Here is a 19190-nt window from a genome sequence, read left to right on the forward strand (position 1 = left end):
AAATATAACCTACAATTGCATAAAGATTACCTTAACATTTGTCAATTGCAGATTTTGTAATTTTACAGGCTAAATTGAGACTAAGTGCCTATGGAGCAGATTTACCCTTTAGATACCCCCATGAGGCAGCTCATCAGCTTTAATAAATTATTGGAGCAGTATGAGGAGCAGCTTAATAGTGCCGACCCTTCATTGGTCCAAAGGGCTAAGTATGTGTTAGATGCCCAAAAGCCTTATCCTGAATTGCGAGAAGGATTTGAAGATTTATCGGTACTTGAGGCACGTAAAGATGTAATAGAACTACTCTTAGCAGATGTGTTTTCTGGTTTTTTAACCAAAAACGAAATAAAATCTGCTGCCATTCCTTACATGAACATTGTTTTCAATAAATCTGAACGTTTAAAGCAAATAATTGAGGATGCTGGTGAGGGTTTTGAATTAGAAATTAGAAATATGCCAGACAAACTGCAATACATTTTGCAGAGTGCGGTTATTTTAAATTTCTATTACGGTTTTAATTTGGACTTTAAGCGCCCCATGTTCTATGACATTCCTGATAAGAACGGGGTAATGCGGCATTATAGGATTTTATACAATGCCGATTTTATGGAAATTATACCAACCGAAAAGGCTAAAAAACTTACTAAAAAAGATTTAGACGGGCTGTTGGCCAATTATGATGATTTGGATTATTGGAAAACAATGATACCACCCAATAGTTTTATTGTCAAAGGCTTTGTTATTTCCAATATGTTTGATGTTACGGCAGACCACTCCATATCTGAAATTAAATCTACCTTAATTGGTACCAACAAAAGGGGTAGCGATAATTTTATGGAAGATTTTCAGGGAACCTTTCAATCACTCTTCAACAATAAAAATATTCAAGTAGGTTTTACAGGCTATAACCAAGATGCCAAACAATTTCTACGTATATATGGTAAGGGTATAAATAGTTTTATCTTAAAAGATAAAGATTTTGCGGATTGCAACACCATTCTGTGCCAAGCCAGTAATGATACCATTTTAAACGAAAAATCATATTTCGCGGTATCTAATATTAAGAAATATTATCAAGAATCTAAACAAGCACAGCCTTATAAGAATCTTTACGATCAAGGTTTTAAAAGTTGCATTCTTGCCCCAATTGCAGACGAGGGTAACCTACTGGGTGTTTTAGAGTTGGTTTCTCCTAACATTAACGATTTAAACAGCCTCAATGCTAATAAGCTAGAAGATGTTATGCCGTTTATAATTTCGGCCGTGTTGCGCTCAATAGAAGAGGAGAAAAACTTAATTGATGCCATAATACAGCATGAATGTACTACCGTACACGATTCTGTGTATTGGAAATTTCAACAAGAGGCCAAAAGGTTTATATCTCAGCAGGCCATAGGCAGACAACCGTCTTTTAAAGAAATAGTATTTAAAGACGTTTATCCGTTATATGGTCAAATAGACATCAAAGACAGTAGTAAAGAAAGAAATATTGCTATACAACGAGATTTGATGATACAATTGGCAGAAATCAAAGATGTCTTAAGTGTAGCCCATAAAACCTTGGAATTGCCTATTTATGAAGAATTGGTTTTTAGGGTGCAATCATATATAGATGAAATTAAAGATGCTTTGCATACCAATAGCGAACAAGCAATCTTTGATTTTGTACAAGAGGAAATTAACCCGGTATTCCATCATTTAAAGCGAGAAGACGGTATTTTAAACGATATGATTTTAAAATACGAAGCAAGCATAGATATGGGTACGGAATCTTACTACGACCATAGGCGCAATTATGACGAAAGCGTTACCGAGGTTAATAAGAGATTGGCGGCTGTACTGGATAAAAAGCAAGAAGAAGCCCAAGTGATGTTTCCACACTATTTTGAGAGATATAAGACGGATGGTGTAGAACATAACATGTACATAGGTAGTGCCATTGCCAATGAACGGGAATTTAACTCCCTTTTCTTGAGTAATCTAAGGTTGTGGCAATTACAGGTAATGGTAGAGATGGAAAACGTTTATTATGGTTTTAAGTCGGAATTACCAGTAAAACTAGACGTTACATCCTTAATGCTTGTTTATAGCAGTCCGTTGTCTATTCGGTTTAGGATGGATGAAAAACGATTTGATGTGGATGGCACCTATAATGCCCGTTACGAGATTATTAAAAAACGAATAGACAAATCATACATTAAGGGTACAAACGAAAGGCTAACCCAAAAAGGGAAGTTAGCTATTGTTTATAGCCAGAAAAAAGATGAACGTGAATACCTAAGGTATGTTCGTTTCTTAAAATCCAAAGGATACTTTACCAATAATATAGAAATTGTAGAATTGGAAGGTCTGCAAGGTGTTACGGGGTTAAAAGCCATACGTGCAGAAATCCTTTACCGTACAGAAGAAAGTCCGGAACAAACCTATACTTACAAAGACTTGATGGAAACCCTTAAGGCCTAAGAATTTTAAGCCTTAGGCAGGGGTAAGTTGTTCTAGAACTCGGTCTGGACCATAAAATTTTAACGCTACAAAAAACGCTATTACAGATAAAATCATACCAATCGCAAATATGGTATAGGTAAGTCTTAAGAGTTTATATTTCTTCTGTAATACAACGCCAAGATAATAGAGGTCTTTTGTAAGATTAGAATATACAAACGTTTTGTCTTTAATTAGTTCTTCAATTGCCCATTCATACTCTGGCAGCTCCATTTTATGAAAGTTTCCAAAGAAAAGTAGATTTACTTTTTTCTGTTTTACATCTTCCTTTGTAAACTCTCCACTGGTAACATTTGGCCTTGTGGCTAAAATGGCAAATATCATGGAAACAATACTAAATACCACAAATATTAGCGTAGGATAAACAAGATAATCATTGGATGGATTGTCTAGTTTTGGAATTAAATTGGCCAATACCAAAGAGATAATAATGGCGTTGACCGATAGTAGTATGTTTGCTTTAGTATCGGCAATATCACTTAATTTAAGGTGGTTACGCATGGTAACGCGGAACATGGTCTGTATACCCCTTTCTGGACTTTCGTTTTTAAACTTCGCCTTTAATTGTTCTTTCTTAGCCAGTTTTTTTTCGTCCTTCTTCCGTTTTACTAGCTTTTTAATGTTCTTATCCTTTCGTTCTTGCCAGTTTTGTTTGGCATAGTCCGTATAATAATAATGCTCTGAGCGGAACATTTTAATATTTTCTTCGCGCCATTCAGATGGGGTGTAATGTGCAATTCCAAGACGGGAAAGTTCCATTCGTAATAGCTCGGTAGTATCTGGGTAGCTTTTTTGCCCTAAATGGGAGGCATCTGCATCACGTATAATTTCTTCTTCCAAGTTTTTAGGCTCGTAATTACGTTCCGTAGCTAATATGTATTGGCAAATGGCATCAACGGTATCTGAGTCTACTTTTTCTTTTAGAAGAAATTCCTTGGCTATTTCACAACTAACTTTTTCGTGATCATCAACACTTTTTGTGTAGCCGGTATCATGGAACCAAGCAGCCAAAATAAGTTTTTCTTTAACTGAATCTTCTGTTTTGTAATGCGCTAGCAACTCCTTTATGCTCTCTACTACTCTTTGTGTGTGTCTTAGATTGTGATAAAGAAAATTGGGATCCAGTTCATGGGTCAATAAATCTGTAACAAACGTTTCTGCTTTTTGAAGGATTTGCGACATAGTTGTATATTGAAGTGTGTAAATTACGAAAAAAAGCACGCTTAGCTTACCTATGAAAAAATTATACTTGACCCTTTTAATAGTGTTTATTGTAACTAGTTGTGCCACATATCGTTCCAAATATGCGGCGGGTTATACAGATAAGCCTATATCCGTAGATAAAGAAATTGCCCATACGTTTTACTTGATTGGCGACGCAGGAAAATCGCCCATGGGAGACCTAAATCCCGTACTTAAAGCTTTTAAGAAAAGATTAACGCAGGCATCGGAAAATAGCACGGCCATCTTTTTAGGAGATAATATTTATCCCGCAGGATTGCCAGATCCACAAGATTCTACCATCGCATATTTAACGGCTAAAAATCATTTAGATGCCCAGTTGGCCACTTTAGCGGATTTTAAGGGTAAAAAAATGTTTATTCCGGGTAATCATGATTGGTATACCGAGGGTTTAAAAGGTCTAAAAAGAGAAGAAAACTATATTGAAGAAGCATTAGATAGCAAGGAAGTTTTCTTTCCTGAAAATGGCTGTCCTATAGAAGAGGTAGAAATAAATGACCAAGTGGTTGTAATAACAATAGATACAGAGTGGTATTTGGTTAATTGGGACAGGCACCCAACAATAAACGACGAATGTGATATTAAAGATCGTGAACAGTTTTTATTGGAATTAGAAGATGCCATAAAAGATAACAGGGATAAAACTACCATAATAGCACTACACCATCCAATGTATACCTATGGCTCTCATGGAGGCCAGTTTTCCTTTAAACAGCACTTAAAAGCTACCTCAAAATTACCGCTACCAATAATTGGTAGTTTAATAAACGTGCTTAGAAGAACCTCTGGTGGGTCACCTGCGGATCAAAGCCACAAACGCTATAATGAACTTAAAAAACGTATTGTAACCTTGGCACAATATTCAGATAAAGTAATATTTGCGTCTGGCCATGAGCACACTTTGCAGTACATAGTTGAAGAGAATATTCCGCAAATAGTTAGTGGTTCTGGCGCTAAAAACGGATATACGAGATTGTTAAATGGAAGTAAATTTTCTACCGGTAGCAAGGGTTATGCAATATTAGAGGTATACACAGACGGTTCTAGCAAGGTAGATTTTTATGGGGCGGAAACACCAGAAGAGAAACACCTGTTTAGCAGTTTGGTACTACCGCCAGATAGACAGTATTTTTCTTATGATGGAGATGAGGACTTTCCAGCTTATGTAACGGCTTCTGTTTATACGGAAGAAGAAGTAGAAAAAACCGGATTTTACAAAGCAATTTGGGGAGAGCGCTACAGAAAATATTATGCTACAAAGGTAAAGGCGCCTACTGTAGAAATAGATACTTTATATGGTGGTTTGGTGCCGGTAAGAAAAGGCGGGGGGCATCAATCTAAATCATTACGATTAGAAGCAAAAGACGGTAGGCAGTATGTTATGCGTGCGTTACGTAAAAGTGCAGAATTGTATCTGCAAGCTTTAGCCTTTAAAAATGATTATGTTATTGGCGAGTTTGAAAACACATTAACAGAAGATATACTAGCCGATTTTTACACAGGTTCTCACCCCTATGCACCGTTTACTACTGCAGAACTTTCAGATGCGGCCAATTTATACCACACCAATCCAAAATTATTTTACGTGCCCAAGCAGGCGGCATTGGAAGATTTTAATTCAGAATTTGGAGATGAATTATACATGATTGAAGAACACGTATCAGAGGGGCACGATATTCCCAGTTTTGGTTATGCGGAAAAAATAGAAAGCACGGATGATTTAATTGAAAAGTTGAGAAAGGATGAAGAGTATAAATTAGATACCGATAGCTACGTAAGGGCTAGACTTTTTGATATGTTAATTGGAGATTGGGATAGACATAATGATCAGTGGCGTTGGGCACAATTTAAAACGGAGAATGGAGATAAAATCTTTAAACCCATACCTAGAGATCGAGACCAAGTTTTTTCTATAATGGGAGATGGGGCCTTAATGTCCGTTGGTACCAAAATAATTCCAGGATTACATCTTTTTGAAGGTTTTAAAAAGGAATTTACAAGTGTAAAAGGTTTTAACTCTAGCCCTAAAACCTATGCTTTGGACATGGCATTATTGTCAGAAACCACTTTAGGTCAATGGGAGGAGCAAGCACGCTTTTTACAGAAAAATATTGATGAAAAGGTTATAGATAAAGCCTTTCTAAGTTTTCCTGAAGAGGTAAGAGATGAAACCGTGGTAAAAATTAAAGAAACCCTGCTTGCTCGTAAAAAGAATTTGTGGCACACGGCAAGGGAATACTTTAGGGTCCTAAATAAATATAGCGTGGTAACCGGTACGGATAAAGATGATTATTTTGTTATACAAGCCTTACCGGATAAAAGATTGTCTGTAAAAGCATTTCGGATAAAAGGAGGGGAGAAAAAGGATTTGTTTTTTGATAAGGTCTATGATCCGGAATATACAAAAGAGGTATGGGTTTATGGTCTGGATGATGACGATGTTTTTGAAATAAATGGTAAGGGTGGCGCAATAAAACTTAGACTGGTTGGGGGTCAAAATAACGATATCTATAAGATTGCTGAAGAGGCCAAGGGAGTTCATGTATACGATTTTAAAACCAAAAAGAACACCTATGACGAAGCATTTGGCGGTAGCATAAACAAAATAAACGATTATGAAACCAACACCTACCAATTCATGAAAATAAGGGCTAGTACCAATCAATTATTGCCCACTATTGGTTACAATCCAGATGATGGTGTTAAAATTGGTTTAACCAATACGTATACTTACAATGGGTTTAGACAAAACCCGTTTACCCAACAACATACATTAAACGCTGCATTCTATTTTGCTACCAGCGGTTTTGAGTTGGGTTACACCGGTGAATTTCAGAATATTTTAGAAAACGTAAACTTAGAAGTTTCAGGACAATTTACCAGCCCCAACTTTACCCGAAACTTCTTTGGTTTTGGTAACGACACGGAAAACCTTGATGATGACCTTGGGCTAGATTATAATAGGGTAAAATTACGTACAATAGCCCTGTCTCCAGCTATGGTCTGGCGGGGAGATTTGGGCTCTAAGGTTAGATTAGGTGTAGCTTACGAGGATCTTGAGGTAGAAGAGTCTGAAAACCGTTTTGTTAACGAATTTTACGTTGCCAACGGCGCAGAAAACACACAACAGTTTTTAGGTTTGGAAGGGGAATATGCGTACGCCAATACGGATAATGAAGCTTTCCCTACTATGGGTATGGCATTTAGTCTTGTTGGTGGGTATAAGGCCAATGTTTCAGAATCTGGAAAAACTTTTGGTTATATAGTGCCTAAAGTATCTTTTGACCATAGGATTTCATCTGGCGGACATTTAGTACTAGCTACGGAGTTTAAAGGGCATTTTAATATTGGTAATGGGTATGAATTTTATCAAGGAGCAACTCTAGGGGCTAGTAATGGTTTAAGAGGCTATCGTTTTCAACGTTTTACTGGAAAAACAGCCTATTACCAAAAAACGGATTTACGGTTGAGTTTTAGAAAAAGGAGAACCAGTATTTTGCCGGTAACGCCTGGCTTGTTTGCAGGTTTTGATTATGGTAGGGTGTGGAACCCAGGCATAAGTTCTAACACCTGGCACAACTCTTACGGTGGTGGCTTCTTTTTAAATGGTTCTGATTTAATCTCGGCCAATTTAAGCTTATTTAACAGCGAAGATGGGCTGCGTTTTGCATTTGGTCTGGGTTTTGGTTTCTAGAGCCTTAATTAAGTTGAAATTTATATAGGTTACCACCCATGCCGTGACTTTTTTCATCTGAAATCAGCAAGGTATTGGTGTCATAAAAAATAACTGATTCTAGTTGAGACCTAGTGCCAAGGTCTAATTTGGTAGTAGTTCCTTTTGTAAAATCGTCCAAGGTAAAGTCTGTAATTATCCAAACAAAACCATAGCTAAGTAATGCTATCTTTTTTCCATCTGCGGAAATATCCGCACTGGTAATAGAACAGGTGCCGGCATCTTTACAGGTATTCCAGGTAGTTACCAAAGTAGCTTCATATTCTCCCTTACTATCTGGCACTTTAAACACAAAAGTTTTGCCATCATAGGGTCTAGCTCTATTCTTAGTAATGATATAGAGTGAATTTCCCCAGTGAAAAAAAGCTTCAGCATCAAAATGCCTATCTTTTTTCTTAGCGGGTATTTCCTTTTGGTTTGGGTAACTAAATTCTATTTTTTCAGCATCTATTTTGTCTCCAGGCTCCGTCTCGGGATTTGGTAATTTGTAGATTACTAAATCGTCCCTATCACTATAATTATTGCCAAAATCGCCAATGTATAAATTACCAGCGGTGTCTTTTGTTAAATCTTCCCAGTCGTGATTTTTGGCGTTTTTAACCTCAAACTCTTTGGTTATTTTACCAGATAATTCTATTTGGGTAATATCATCCTTGTTGCCACTATCCTCTATTAACCAAAGCTTATCGCCATAAAGGGCCATGCCGGAAGTTTCTTTTAAATTAGAAGGCAGGTCTGCTATAACCTCTAAATTGCCAGTGTTTTGGCAGTTAACAACGGTTATACTAAATACAAGTAAAGAAAAAAGCTGTTTAACCATCTAACATGTTTTAATGTTAAAGTTAAACAGCTTCAATTAGAACAAGTCTATAATTGTTGTTAGATTTTTTATAATCTTTAAATTATTCTACTTTCATTTTAATATTATCTACAAGAAATTTCCCTAAATCCCTTCCTTGTTTTACACCAACCTCTACAGCGGCCCGGTAATGTATGCCACCGTACATACGACTTATAGCAGCTTCATCTGCGGCAGCGTTAAAAGAGGTAAAAGAGCGTACAGGTAACCCATAGGGTATTTCGGTATCGTCATCAAATGCAAAATTATCGCCATAGATACTGGTTAAAACGGTGCCGGCAGCACCAGAAACCACACTATGGCCACTAGTGTACTCTGGGAAAGGAGGGGTTTGTAATACGGGTACCCAAGCCTCATCAAAATGTTCGTTAATTAATGTTTCTGGTCTTATTAAGTTGCTTCTATACTTTTCATCCCAGCAGCTAATAAATCCATCTGCAATAGCCAAGGATGTTTTGGTGTAAGTATGCACGGTTTCTATTAAATTGGCCTTACTTTTTCTAGCGGCTATCTTGGCGATTCCAATCCAGTGTGCCCCAGGGGTTATTTTTTTTGTGGCAAACATAAGGTGTCCTCTAGTAACCGAAACATAGGGGTTACAATCCCAAAATTTGGCAATGGCCACCTCTTCAGAGTCGTCTCCCTTTGCGGTTATTTCATTACTAATATCATAAACTTCTTTAACCTCTTTGTAAAAATCACTCCCTTCTTCCATGGAAAATGGTGGTGGCGGAACCGGTTTAAATTGGGCAGCACTATCTATAACAAAAGGTCTAATCTTGTTCCAGTGTGGTTCTATGCCATCCATATAAGCTGGTGGGGTGGGTTGCCAACGGGTAGGGTCATCAGAATCTACCGTAAACTTGGGCATGGTACGGGTTTGGTTGTAATTGTCTTTATTCATCCACTCCGTGATATGTTTTGCAACACTAAGCCCATAATCTTTTGAAGCAAAAAACTCCTTTTCGTTTTGGTTTTCCCATTGCGTGTAAAGACTGTCAATCAAAACATCATACTTAGCTTCGGAAAAAATTAATTGTTTACCTAGTTGCATATGTGCTATTAAAGCTGCTAAGTCATAATTAAGGTGCTCTGTAGAATTTGGTTCTGGTATGGCGTTCAAATCGGTTAATTGCCCAGCTAGGGATATATAGCTAGAATCGTTTTTAGCCAAAATCTCATAAGCAGCTATGTTAGGGTAGGCAAAAATACGGCTGGCTACTGGTGGTGAAAAGATATCGTGAATCATGATTTCAGTTACCTTATCAACGGAAGCGTGATAATCTTCTGGGGAAATGGATATGGGTTTCTTGTCTGTGTTACATGCAGATAATAAAATTGCAAAAAGCACAAATAGCGTTAACTTATTCATTCTGAAATTTATTGTTGTGGTCATAATTGATAAGAAACAAAAATAACATAAGAAACCTAAATAGCGTTAACAGAGGTGAGAAGTATTTAGTTAAATAGGATTTGTGTTAGGTAAACCCGCTTAATGCTCTAAATATTTAGAAAATGACAATTCATTTTCTGTTTTTTTTAAAGACCTGTATATTTACCAGAATATATTTTAACTATTCTCATAAATGATCGGAATCATCTCTTTTGTAGCATTTACCTCAATTGTTGCAATTATTGCCTATATGGCTACAAGGTCTACGGACGAAAAAACCTCGGATGGTTATTTTTTAGGTGGTAGAAGTTTAACGGCTGGCGTAATAGCGGGATCGTTATTACTTACCAATTTGTCCACGGAACAAATTGTAGGTTTAAACGGAAGTGCTTATAAAGATGGTTTGTCCGTTATGGCTTGGGAAACACTTGCCGCAATCTCAATTGTAGTTACGGCCATATTTTTATTGCCAAGGTATTTAAAAAGTGGACTAACTACGGTACCACAGTTTTTAGAAGACCGTTTTGATGGCACTACAAAAACCATTACTTCTGCGTTATTTTTAACGGGTTATGTAGTTGTGTTGTTACCTGTTATCTTATATTCTGGATCTGTTGCTATAAGTGGTATGTTCAATATACCAGAAATGTTAGGGGTTTCTGAGAAAACAGGTCTTATTATTTGTATATGGGGTATAGGTATTATTGGTTCTATTTATGCTGTTTTTGGAGGATTAAAGGCAGTTGCCGTTTCTGATAGTATTAATGCGGTAGGTCTTTTAATAGGTGGAATGTTAATTCCTGTTTTTGGGTTAATGGCCATAGGAGATGGTAGTGTTTTTGATGGTCTGGATACATTGGTTTCTGCAAATCCGGAACGTTTTGATAGTACAGGGAACAAGGGGCAAGAGGTGCCTTTTGCAACTATTTTTACCGGTATGATGCTGGTACAGATGTTCTACTGGGGAACAAACCAACAAATTATACAACGAGCGCTTGGTGCTAAAAATTTAGCCGAAGGACAAAAAGGTTTGTTATTGGCATCGTTCTTAAAAATATTAGGCCCTTTAATCTTGGTGTTGCCAGGCATGATAGCCTATCATTACTTTGACGGTAATTTAGCTAGTAGTGATATTGCCTATCCAGAATTGGTACGTGCTGTATTGCCAGATTATTTGGTTGGTTTCTTTGTGGCTGTTTTGTTTGGAGCCATATTAAGCTCTTTTAATAGCGTTTTAAATAGTTCTGTAACCTTGTTTGGTATAGATATTTACAAGCAGCACATTAACAAGGAAGCTTCTGAAAATACCGTTGTTAAATACGGAAAGATTTTTGGTGTTTGTTTGGCCTTGTCTGCCATGCTCATTGCGCCATTAATTGCTAATGCCGGTAGTTTGTTTAGCTATTTACAAGAGATAAATGGCATATACAGCATTCCAATTTTTACCATTATTGTAATTGGTTATATGACCAAACGTGTACCTGCGGTAGCGGCCAAGATTGCTATAGTTGCCGGTAGCGTTATGTATATTATTAGCCAATTTATAATGAAGCCCCACTTTATTGAGAAGGCGCTTGATAACGCAAAAGCAACTGGCATTACAGATGCAGATGCGCTACACATGGTAGAGACAGAGGCATATCCGCACTACCTGCACGTAATGGCCATCTTATTTCTATTGAATTCTGGATTAATGCTGTTAATAGGTAAACTTAAACCCTTAGCTACACCTTATGTGCAGGAATACAGTAAACAAGTAAATATTACGCCGTTTAAATATGTTAAGCAGTTTGGTGCAATAATTTGTATAATCGTGATTGCTATATATTGGTATTTTGCTAAGTAATAACAGCGTTAAATTACCTTTTAAAGGCTATTTTTTATTCAATGGCAAATAGACTTCTGTTTGCCATTTCATTTCATCACCACCAAAATTAGGATTGTTGTAAAATACCTCAATGGGTAATTCTAACACATCAATTTTGTTTTCATTCGCGTAATCAATCAACTTATACCAAGCTCTGTCCGAGGTTATATAGTTTCCATTGTAAACAGCTTTTAAACCATTTCTGCCAAAAAATGTTCTAAATTCAATTTCTGGGTGGCTAGGTAGCAAGTCTGTTTGTATAACAGGAAAACAAAACTTAAAAGAAAGTGTATCCTTAATTTGATTCCATTCCGTCACTTCCAAAAAAGGAGTGCCGTTGAGCTCAACATTATTTTCTAATAGAAAATCAGTTAGTAAAGGATAGTCTCTCATTATACCTTTAGCTTTTTCTCTTTGAGCTGTTTTTAAATTTGTACAAGCACAAAAAGTTGTTTCTACGCTTTCTTTCCCTATAATCGTTACTTTGAAATTTTTGATATGATCATTGATCATATGACCGAATTCAATTAATGATTTTCTTGTTCTTTTTTCAAAATTTGTGTCTTCAAATGGAATTTTAAGTTTGTTATGCAAACTGTTATTCTGGTCTTTAGCGTATACGGTAACTTTTGAGAGAGAATCATTGATTTTTTCTATGTTCCAATTAAAAATAAAAGTAGAATCATTATAGGATATTTTCTGCGTTAAATTCGTTACATCAGCTTGATCAATTAATTGAGATTGTTTTTGTAACGCTGACCAGCCTTTTATTGTTTGGCTTATTGCCCCGGGAAAAGTTTTTACTTCAAAATTTACTTGATAGTCATATTTTTTTATGAATAAATACCAAATCAAGCTTATTATTAGAGCAAAGGCTAGATATAAAAAAAACTTTTTCATTTTATCTATTGCTTATTTATATGGTATATGAGTGCTTTACTATTGTTGAAAGTCACCAATAAATATGGTTTCTGATTCAAATGGATTATGGATAAATGCCTTACTGATTTATTACTTAAATCTAACCCAAGCTTATGACTAGGAATAATGGTATCATTAGTTATAAGTGCCCCACTAAAAGAACCAAATCTTCCATGGTAAGGTTTTACTCCAAAGTAGTTTCCACCTGCCAAGATATCTTGTTTGCCATCATTGTCAAAATCATATTTTACAAAGGCTTTTATAGGTGCTGTTTGTAGTACAGGTGAAAAGGGTTTAAACGAAAACCTACCGTTATCATTTTCTAAGTATCCAGACCGTAGTTCTTGAACCTGAAATATCTTTGCCATTTCTAGTTGCTCCCGAGTTAAAATCTTATCAATAGATTTTCCGGCAAACGAAGAATAGGAATTGAATTTCTTTTTTAAACTTACCAACTGAGAAGAAAGGGTGTTAAAGTCATCTATTGGATAGTATTCTCCGTTATGCATTTTACATATAATAGTCTCTGTTTTACCATTGGCATCAAAATCCGAATAGTACATTTTTAATGGCTCTTTATCTGTGGCGTTAAATTTGCTATTACTTCCCCAGTTACCAAGCAAATAATCTAAATCACCATCCTTATCTATGTCAAAGGGAATTATTACTTGCCATAGTCCATTTAATGGCTTGTCTAAAACCATTACTTTTTTAAATATTCCGTTATTGTTTTGAAAAAACGTTGGTTGCATCCATTCACCAACTACAATTAAATCACTTTTACCATCATTATTAAAATCTGTCCAAATAGCATTTGTTACCATACCTATCTGGGAGAATGTACTTGTTTGTACTGATTTCAAATTTCCATTGACATTTTCATACAAAATAGAATTCGGAGATTTTCCGAAGTAATTGGTAATAGACTGGTTCCCTACAAACAAATCTAAATCCCCGTCGCTATCGAAATCATTTTCAATAACAATAGAGGTATTGTAATAGGAACTTGGTATGTCCTTAGAATTAAAAATTGAGTCCTGCTTTATATAGTAAGAATTTGTTAACGGCTTCATTTTACCAAAAAAGTCGCCACCACCGGATGCAATGAATAAATCATTTACCTTGTCTTGATTAAAGTCCGCGATAACAGCACTTATATCTTCTTTAATTGAATCCTTGGAAATTTCAGGTAGTTTCAATTCTACATAGAAGCTATCTTTTTGAACATAAATTTTGGAAGGTTTGTATTTAGAACCTCCAAAAAAGATATCTTCTTTTCCATCTTGATTCAAATCACCAATCGCTAATGCCGGCCCCTGGTCACCCATCAAATGAGGAATTAATTTTTGGCGCGTAAAATCGATATAATTATCCTCCTCGTGTTGAAAATCCACTCCTAGATTATTCTCTGATAATTCAAAAACACTCTTAGGATTAGGCCTGAAAACATTGTAATTAAACGTCACATTGTTTTGAGGTTCTATTGTTAGCGTTTGGTTTGTTTTTACGTTGTAAAGTGATTGATAGGTGTTATTTGGCCATATTATTTTTAAGGAATCTATTTTTTTGGTTTCATCATATCCAAAATGTATAATAGGTTCTGACGAAGCTTGAAAACCTCTTGAAGGGAACAATTCTTTATATTGCAAAGTTCCATTGCTATAAGACAATACTTTACTTCCTATACCGTAAGAATTGGGAGACTTGTATTTAAGTTTTATTTTTAAATAGTTCTTTTCAATAATCTTGTTTTCATAAATGCTACTTGTAGCATCTAAGTTATTCGTAATTAAATCCAAGTCCCCGTCGTTGTCAAAATCGGCATATGCTGTAGCGCCTGATATCAAAGAGTCATTAGGGATCCAAGTTTTAGATTTATTTTCAAATTTCAGATTTTTGGCTCCTTTAAAAATATAGTTGGGTACAGACCCATTAGGCATAAGGTCTAAAGCTTTTTTATCCACTAATTTGGTGGTGTTTATTTTATTTTTGATTTGGTCATTTGACACAAAGTTGATGTAATCTAGATCATTTGGTCTTTTTTTAATCCCATTTGAAATGAATATGTCTTGTTCTCCATCTAGGTTATAATCGCCAAAAAGAGCACTCCAGCTCCAATCTGTTGCCGCAACACCACTTAATAGAGCTGTTTCTGCAAAGGGGGCATCTTGTCTATTGATAAAAAGCATATTTCTAGAGTATTGGTAATGATAACCAAATCGTTCTACACGTAAACGTTGTGTTTGGAAGTCATCTGATCCCTCGGTTGATTTTAAAATTTTTTCATCTTCGGGCAACATGTCTAGAGAAATAATGTCTGGCCATCCGTCATGATTAAGGTCTGCTACGTCATTTCCCATTGAGAATCTGGAGGTGTGGCCAAAATATTGTCTCAATGATTCTTTAAAAGTTCCATCCCCATTATTTAAATAATAATAATCATCTTCATGAAAATCGTTTCCAACAAAAATATCCGGGTATCCATCAAGATTAAAATCAGCCACGGCTAATCCTAAACCATATCCATTGACTCCGCCAAAGATTCCAGCCTCCTCGCTTACATCTATAAATTTCCCATTAACGTTTTTAAGTAACTTATCTCCGGTTTGAGAGTTTCTTTTTTTTCTTATTTCAGCGTTACCGTATGATTCCGTTGTATGCACAGCATGATTTAATAAGTATAAATCCAAATCACCATCCAAATCATAATCAAAAAAGGCTGCAGAAGAGCTAAAGCTGTCTAGGTCTAAACCAAATGAAGCTGATTTTTCCGTAAACGTAGGTACTTCCGTACCATTATTAATATATAGTTCATTATGACCTTGAAATCCATTAATTCCTACCACTGCACAAACATAGATGTCTAACAAACCATCTCCGTTTACATCAGCCATTGTAGAACCAGTGTTCCAGCTGCTATGACCTTCAATTCCAGCTTGGGTACTAATGTCTTCAAACTCTAAATTTCCTTTATTTAAATATAGTTTGTTTTTAACCTGATTGCCCGATAAGAAAATATCTGGTAAACCATCATTATTTATATCCCCAACACTTACTCCACCACCGTTGTAAAAATATAGATAGTCTAAAATATTTACATCCTTGGTTTCTTTTAAAGTGTTGCTAAAATTTATACCTGTTGCTTCGCTATTTTTTAAGACGAATAGCCTTTTCTCTTTGCTACATCCAAAGCAAATAACTGTTATTAACCCTAGAAATAATTTCCTAATCATTGACCCGATGAATAGTTGGTTCATTATTGTTGATTACGGTGATAATAAATCGATTATTGAATTTATCTTTAATTGGTTTAATTTCTTTTATTTCACCTTTAACAAAAAATCCACTTTGTTGATAGTTTTGCCATTTGAAATTCATTTTGCCATCTCCTAAAAGTACATTACCGAAACTAGCATCCAATCTAGAATATTGTGGCTTAAAATCATAGTTGTTACCACCCATTAGAAGGTCGATATTACCGTCTGAATTTAAATCCATACAAGAGATTGCACATGTACATGACAGTTGTGCCCTAGCGGGTAAGTTTTTTATAGTAAAATTTCCGTGTCCATCATTAATGGCAACTACACTATACGGTGTTATAACTTCTTTGATAATAGAATTTTTTACAATTTCAGTTGGAAAAAGTTCTTCTAGGGAATTTTTCGCATAAATCGATGCTTTTAAGTTTTGTTTTTTAAGCTTAACCATCTGCGTAGTTAATTCTTTCTTTTGATGAATAGGATAGTCTTTATTCCCTTCTGATAATGTCATTATTTGTTCGATTGTTCCATTGTTATCAAAATCATTGATATAAAGTTTCATTGGTTGTTGAATGCTTGGCTTGTAATGTATGTTAGCGCCATGGTTGCCCAAAACCAAATCAATGTCACCATCTTTGTCCAAATCCTTAGCATCTACGGATAGCCACCATCCACTTAAGCTATCTAAGCCTGATTCAATTTTTTTTAGTCTTCTGCCAGTGTTTTGAAAAATTTTTGGTGTACCCCAATCAGAAACAGTTATTAAATCTGATTTTTGATCTCCGTCTATATCTATCCATAGGGCATCTGTAATCATCCCTGCGTTGTTTATATCGTAAACTATCCTATCCGTAGCTTGCTCAAAATTTCCATCACCTTTGTTAATTAAGAATAAATGCTTGGGGTTTATTCCATAAATGCCAGTTACGTTTCTAGATCCTATAAATAAATCTTCTTTTCCATCATTGTCAATATCATAAGGTGCTATTACAGAAATATTATCATAAGTTGATGGCAATGTGGTTTTTGATTTCTTGAAATTTCCCATGCCATCATTAAAATAAAGTCGCAATAAGTTATTTTGTTTGTTGCCAATTTCATTGCCTCCAGATCCTACTATTAAATCGATATAACCATCATTGTTAGCATCAAAAAAAGCAGCGGATGTATCTTCAAAAAATGAGTCAAGTTCAAAATCTTTGTTTTTTTTAGGTAGTAAATTGCCGTTGCCTGTGTGTATATAGAGGGTGCCGGGGCTGTTTTTACCACCACCGATGAAAAAATCAACATTTCCATCATTATTAACGTCTCCAACTGTTAATGTAGGTCCTTCTTGTGAGAGTAGTTGGTTTATTAAACCTTCTTGGTCAAAATCATTATAATTATTTTCCCTATGGGTTTCCAGTTTCTTATTGGCTAACTCAGTTAATAGGGTTTTGGAATATTTTGGTTTTTGAATAGAATAATTAGCTTCAGCTTTATTTATATTTAAAGTGAGGGTTTGATTGGACGGTATTTTAGTAATAAGTTGAGTTTTGTCATCTGGCCAAATTACTCTTACAGAATCTATCTGTTTTGCTTTTCCAAGGCCCAATGTCATAACATAATCCATTGAAGATTGGAAGCCCCTAAATGGCATTAATTCTTGAGTAATTAAATTATCCTTTGTATATATTTTTATTTTAGTGCCAATTGCAAAAGGATTTGTTTTAGAACCTATAAACTTTAATTTAATGTAATGGTTTTCTGTTGTCTCCGTGCTGTTGTTTTTATAAATAAAAGAATCCATATTAACATTATTAACGACTAAGTCTAAATCGCCATCGTTATCTAAATCTCCATATGCAGATCCATTGGACATACTTGCCATGTCTAATCCCCATTTTTTATTAGCGTTTGCAAATGTTAGGTCTCCATTGTTTCTATATGCAAAATTGGGTTGAGGTCTAATAGGCATTTTGGCGATGATAGAATCTACCGACTCCTTTTTTCCGGTTAAAGCCATTTTTTGGATTATCTCATTAGCTAAAAAATCCACAAAGTCCAAATCGGTTAGGTCATGGTTTATTCCATTTGTTATGTATATATCCCTAAGACCATCGTTATCCATATCAAACAATAGTCCGGCCCAACTCCAATCGGTTGCATCTACACCACTATAATAGGCAATTTCAGAAAAGCTGCCATTACCGTTATTTAGTTGTAGGGTATTTTGTATGTACTGTTGGTAGAAGTCTTTACTTTGTTTTAGTTTATAAACATTATAGGGCTCAAATTCCATTACAGATTTTACCCTTTGTTCTGCCTCTGGTAGCATATCTGTAATAAAGATGTCAGAATTACCGTCATTATTGATGTCAGCTATGTCAACTCCCATAGCTGATAAACTTAAATGCGAAGTATACTGTTCTATTTCCTCGTTGAATGTGCCATCTTGCTGGTTTATATATAGATAGTCCCTTTCATAAAAATCATTAGAAACGTAAATATCTGGATACAAGTCATTATTAATATCAGTTACCATAACTCCTAGTCCAAAACCTATAAGACTTCCATAAATACCTGCTTGTTCACTAACGTCAATAAACTTACCGTTATCATTTCTTAAAAGCATGTCTCCTACACCTTTAAAAATACTGGGAACGCCCTCCCAGTCTTGTGCTCTTACCTCTCTTTGTGCGGCGTAACCTAGACTACTAACTGGTATATTGCTATTATTTAAAATGTAAGCATCAAGGTCACCGTCTTTATCATAATCAAAGAAGGACGCATGTGTAGAAAAACCTGTATGAGCCAAATTATATTCGTTTGCTTGTTCTTTAAAAGTTGGAAAACCAGTTTTGGAATCTATTCCTTGATTTATATACAAATCATTATCATGGTTGTTTCCTTCCATATTGCCTGCATTACTCACGTAAATATCTAATAAACCGTCTGCGTTAATATCTACCATGCAAACCCCTGTAGACCATGGCTTGCTGCCTTCTACCTTAGCTTCTTTTGTAATATCTATAAAGGAAAAATTTCCTTTGTTAATGTAAAGCTTATTTGGCACCATATTGCCCGTAAAATATATATCCGATAGTCCATCATTATTGACATCTCCAATTGCAACACCCCCTCCATTATAAAAATTCCGGTATTTAAAGATGTTGAAGTTTTCCTGATTCTCTACAATATTAACAAAGTCAATGCCTGTCTGTTCTTTATTTAAAAGGCTAAATAATTTGTTTTGTTCGGGTTGATTTTGTGAAGAATCGTTGTTTTTTTTACAGCTTAACATGTTAGCTATGAGTATAAAACAGAATAAGGTTACTATGGACTTGTTCATAAAATATTATAGGAAAAATGGAAGAGAAAGTTATGAATGATAAAAGGTAAAAAAAAGGAAATATTCGTTAAAAATGAAA

At 35.3% G+C, this 19190-nt stretch carries 9 protein-coding genes; 3 read left to right on the plus strand and 6 right to left on the minus strand.

Annotated elements, in window-relative coordinates:
- Positions 1–90 precede the first annotated feature (90 nt).
- Positions 91–2463: a GAF domain-containing protein gene (locus tag ACXAGS_RS03315; RefSeq protein ID WP_474904489.1), complete on the plus strand. Its 2373-nt coding sequence runs from the start codon at positions 91–93 to the stop codon at positions 2461–2463.
- A 12-nt stretch (positions 2464–2475) separates the two neighbouring features.
- Here ACXAGS_RS03315 and ACXAGS_RS03320 read toward each other — a convergent pair whose 3' ends face one another.
- Positions 2476–3684 (minus strand): Pycsar system effector family protein, encoded by a 1209-nt coding sequence (locus ACXAGS_RS03320; protein WP_474904491.1) that lies wholly within the window; start codon positions 3682–3684, stop codon positions 2476–2478.
- 52 nt (positions 3685–3736) lie between these two features.
- Here ACXAGS_RS03320 and ACXAGS_RS03325 point away from each other — a divergent pair, with 52 nt between their 5' ends.
- Complete coding sequence (locus tag ACXAGS_RS03325; RefSeq protein ID WP_474904493.1) at positions 3737–7438, plus strand: metallophosphoesterase; 3702 nt, start codon at positions 3737–3739, stop codon at positions 7436–7438.
- 4 nt (positions 7439–7442) lie between these two features.
- On the opposite strand, the gene ACXAGS_RS03330 is transcribed toward ACXAGS_RS03325, so the two are convergent.
- Together ACXAGS_RS03330 and ACXAGS_RS03335 are read right to left on the minus strand one after the other, a co-directional pair.
- Complete coding sequence (locus tag ACXAGS_RS03330) at positions 7443–8297, minus strand: hypothetical protein (protein ID WP_474904495.1); 855 nt, start codon at positions 8295–8297, stop codon at positions 7443–7445.
- 82 nt (positions 8298–8379) lie between these two features.
- Positions 8380–9708, minus strand: a complete 1329-nt coding sequence (locus ACXAGS_RS03335) for a vanadium-dependent haloperoxidase (protein ID WP_474904497.1) — start codon at positions 9706–9708, stop codon at positions 8380–8382.
- 214 nt (positions 9709–9922) lie between these two features.
- Between ACXAGS_RS03335 and ACXAGS_RS03340 the strand changes: the two genes are divergently transcribed.
- Positions 9923–11575, plus strand: coding sequence for a solute:sodium symporter family transporter (locus ACXAGS_RS03340; RefSeq protein ID WP_474904499.1), 1653 nt, complete (start codon positions 9923–9925; stop codon positions 11573–11575).
- 27 nt (positions 11576–11602) lie between these two features.
- Here ACXAGS_RS03340 and ACXAGS_RS03345 read toward each other — a convergent pair whose 3' ends face one another.
- Genes ACXAGS_RS03345 through ACXAGS_RS03355 form a run of 3 tightly spaced genes read right to left on the minus strand, consistent with a single transcriptional unit; the run spans position 11603 to position 19111 of the window.
- On the minus strand, positions 11603–12496 hold the full coding sequence (locus ACXAGS_RS03345; RefSeq protein WP_474904500.1) for a GyrI-like domain-containing protein: 894 nt from the start codon (positions 12494–12496) through the stop codon (positions 11603–11605).
- 5 nt (positions 12497–12501) lie between these two features.
- Positions 12502–15750, minus strand: coding sequence for an FG-GAP-like repeat-containing protein (locus tag ACXAGS_RS03350; protein ID WP_474904502.1), 3249 nt, complete (start codon positions 15748–15750; stop codon positions 12502–12504).
- Positions 15743–19111: a VCBS repeat-containing protein gene (locus ACXAGS_RS03355; protein WP_474904503.1), complete on the minus strand. Its 3369-nt coding sequence runs from the start codon at positions 19109–19111 to the stop codon at positions 15743–15745. Before ACXAGS_RS03355 ends, ACXAGS_RS03350 begins: the two co-directional genes overlap by 8 nt.
- Between the last annotated feature and the right edge of the window lie 79 nt (positions 19112–19190).

It is taken from the genome of Croceivirga sp. ABH4_376, from assembly GCF_056160685.1.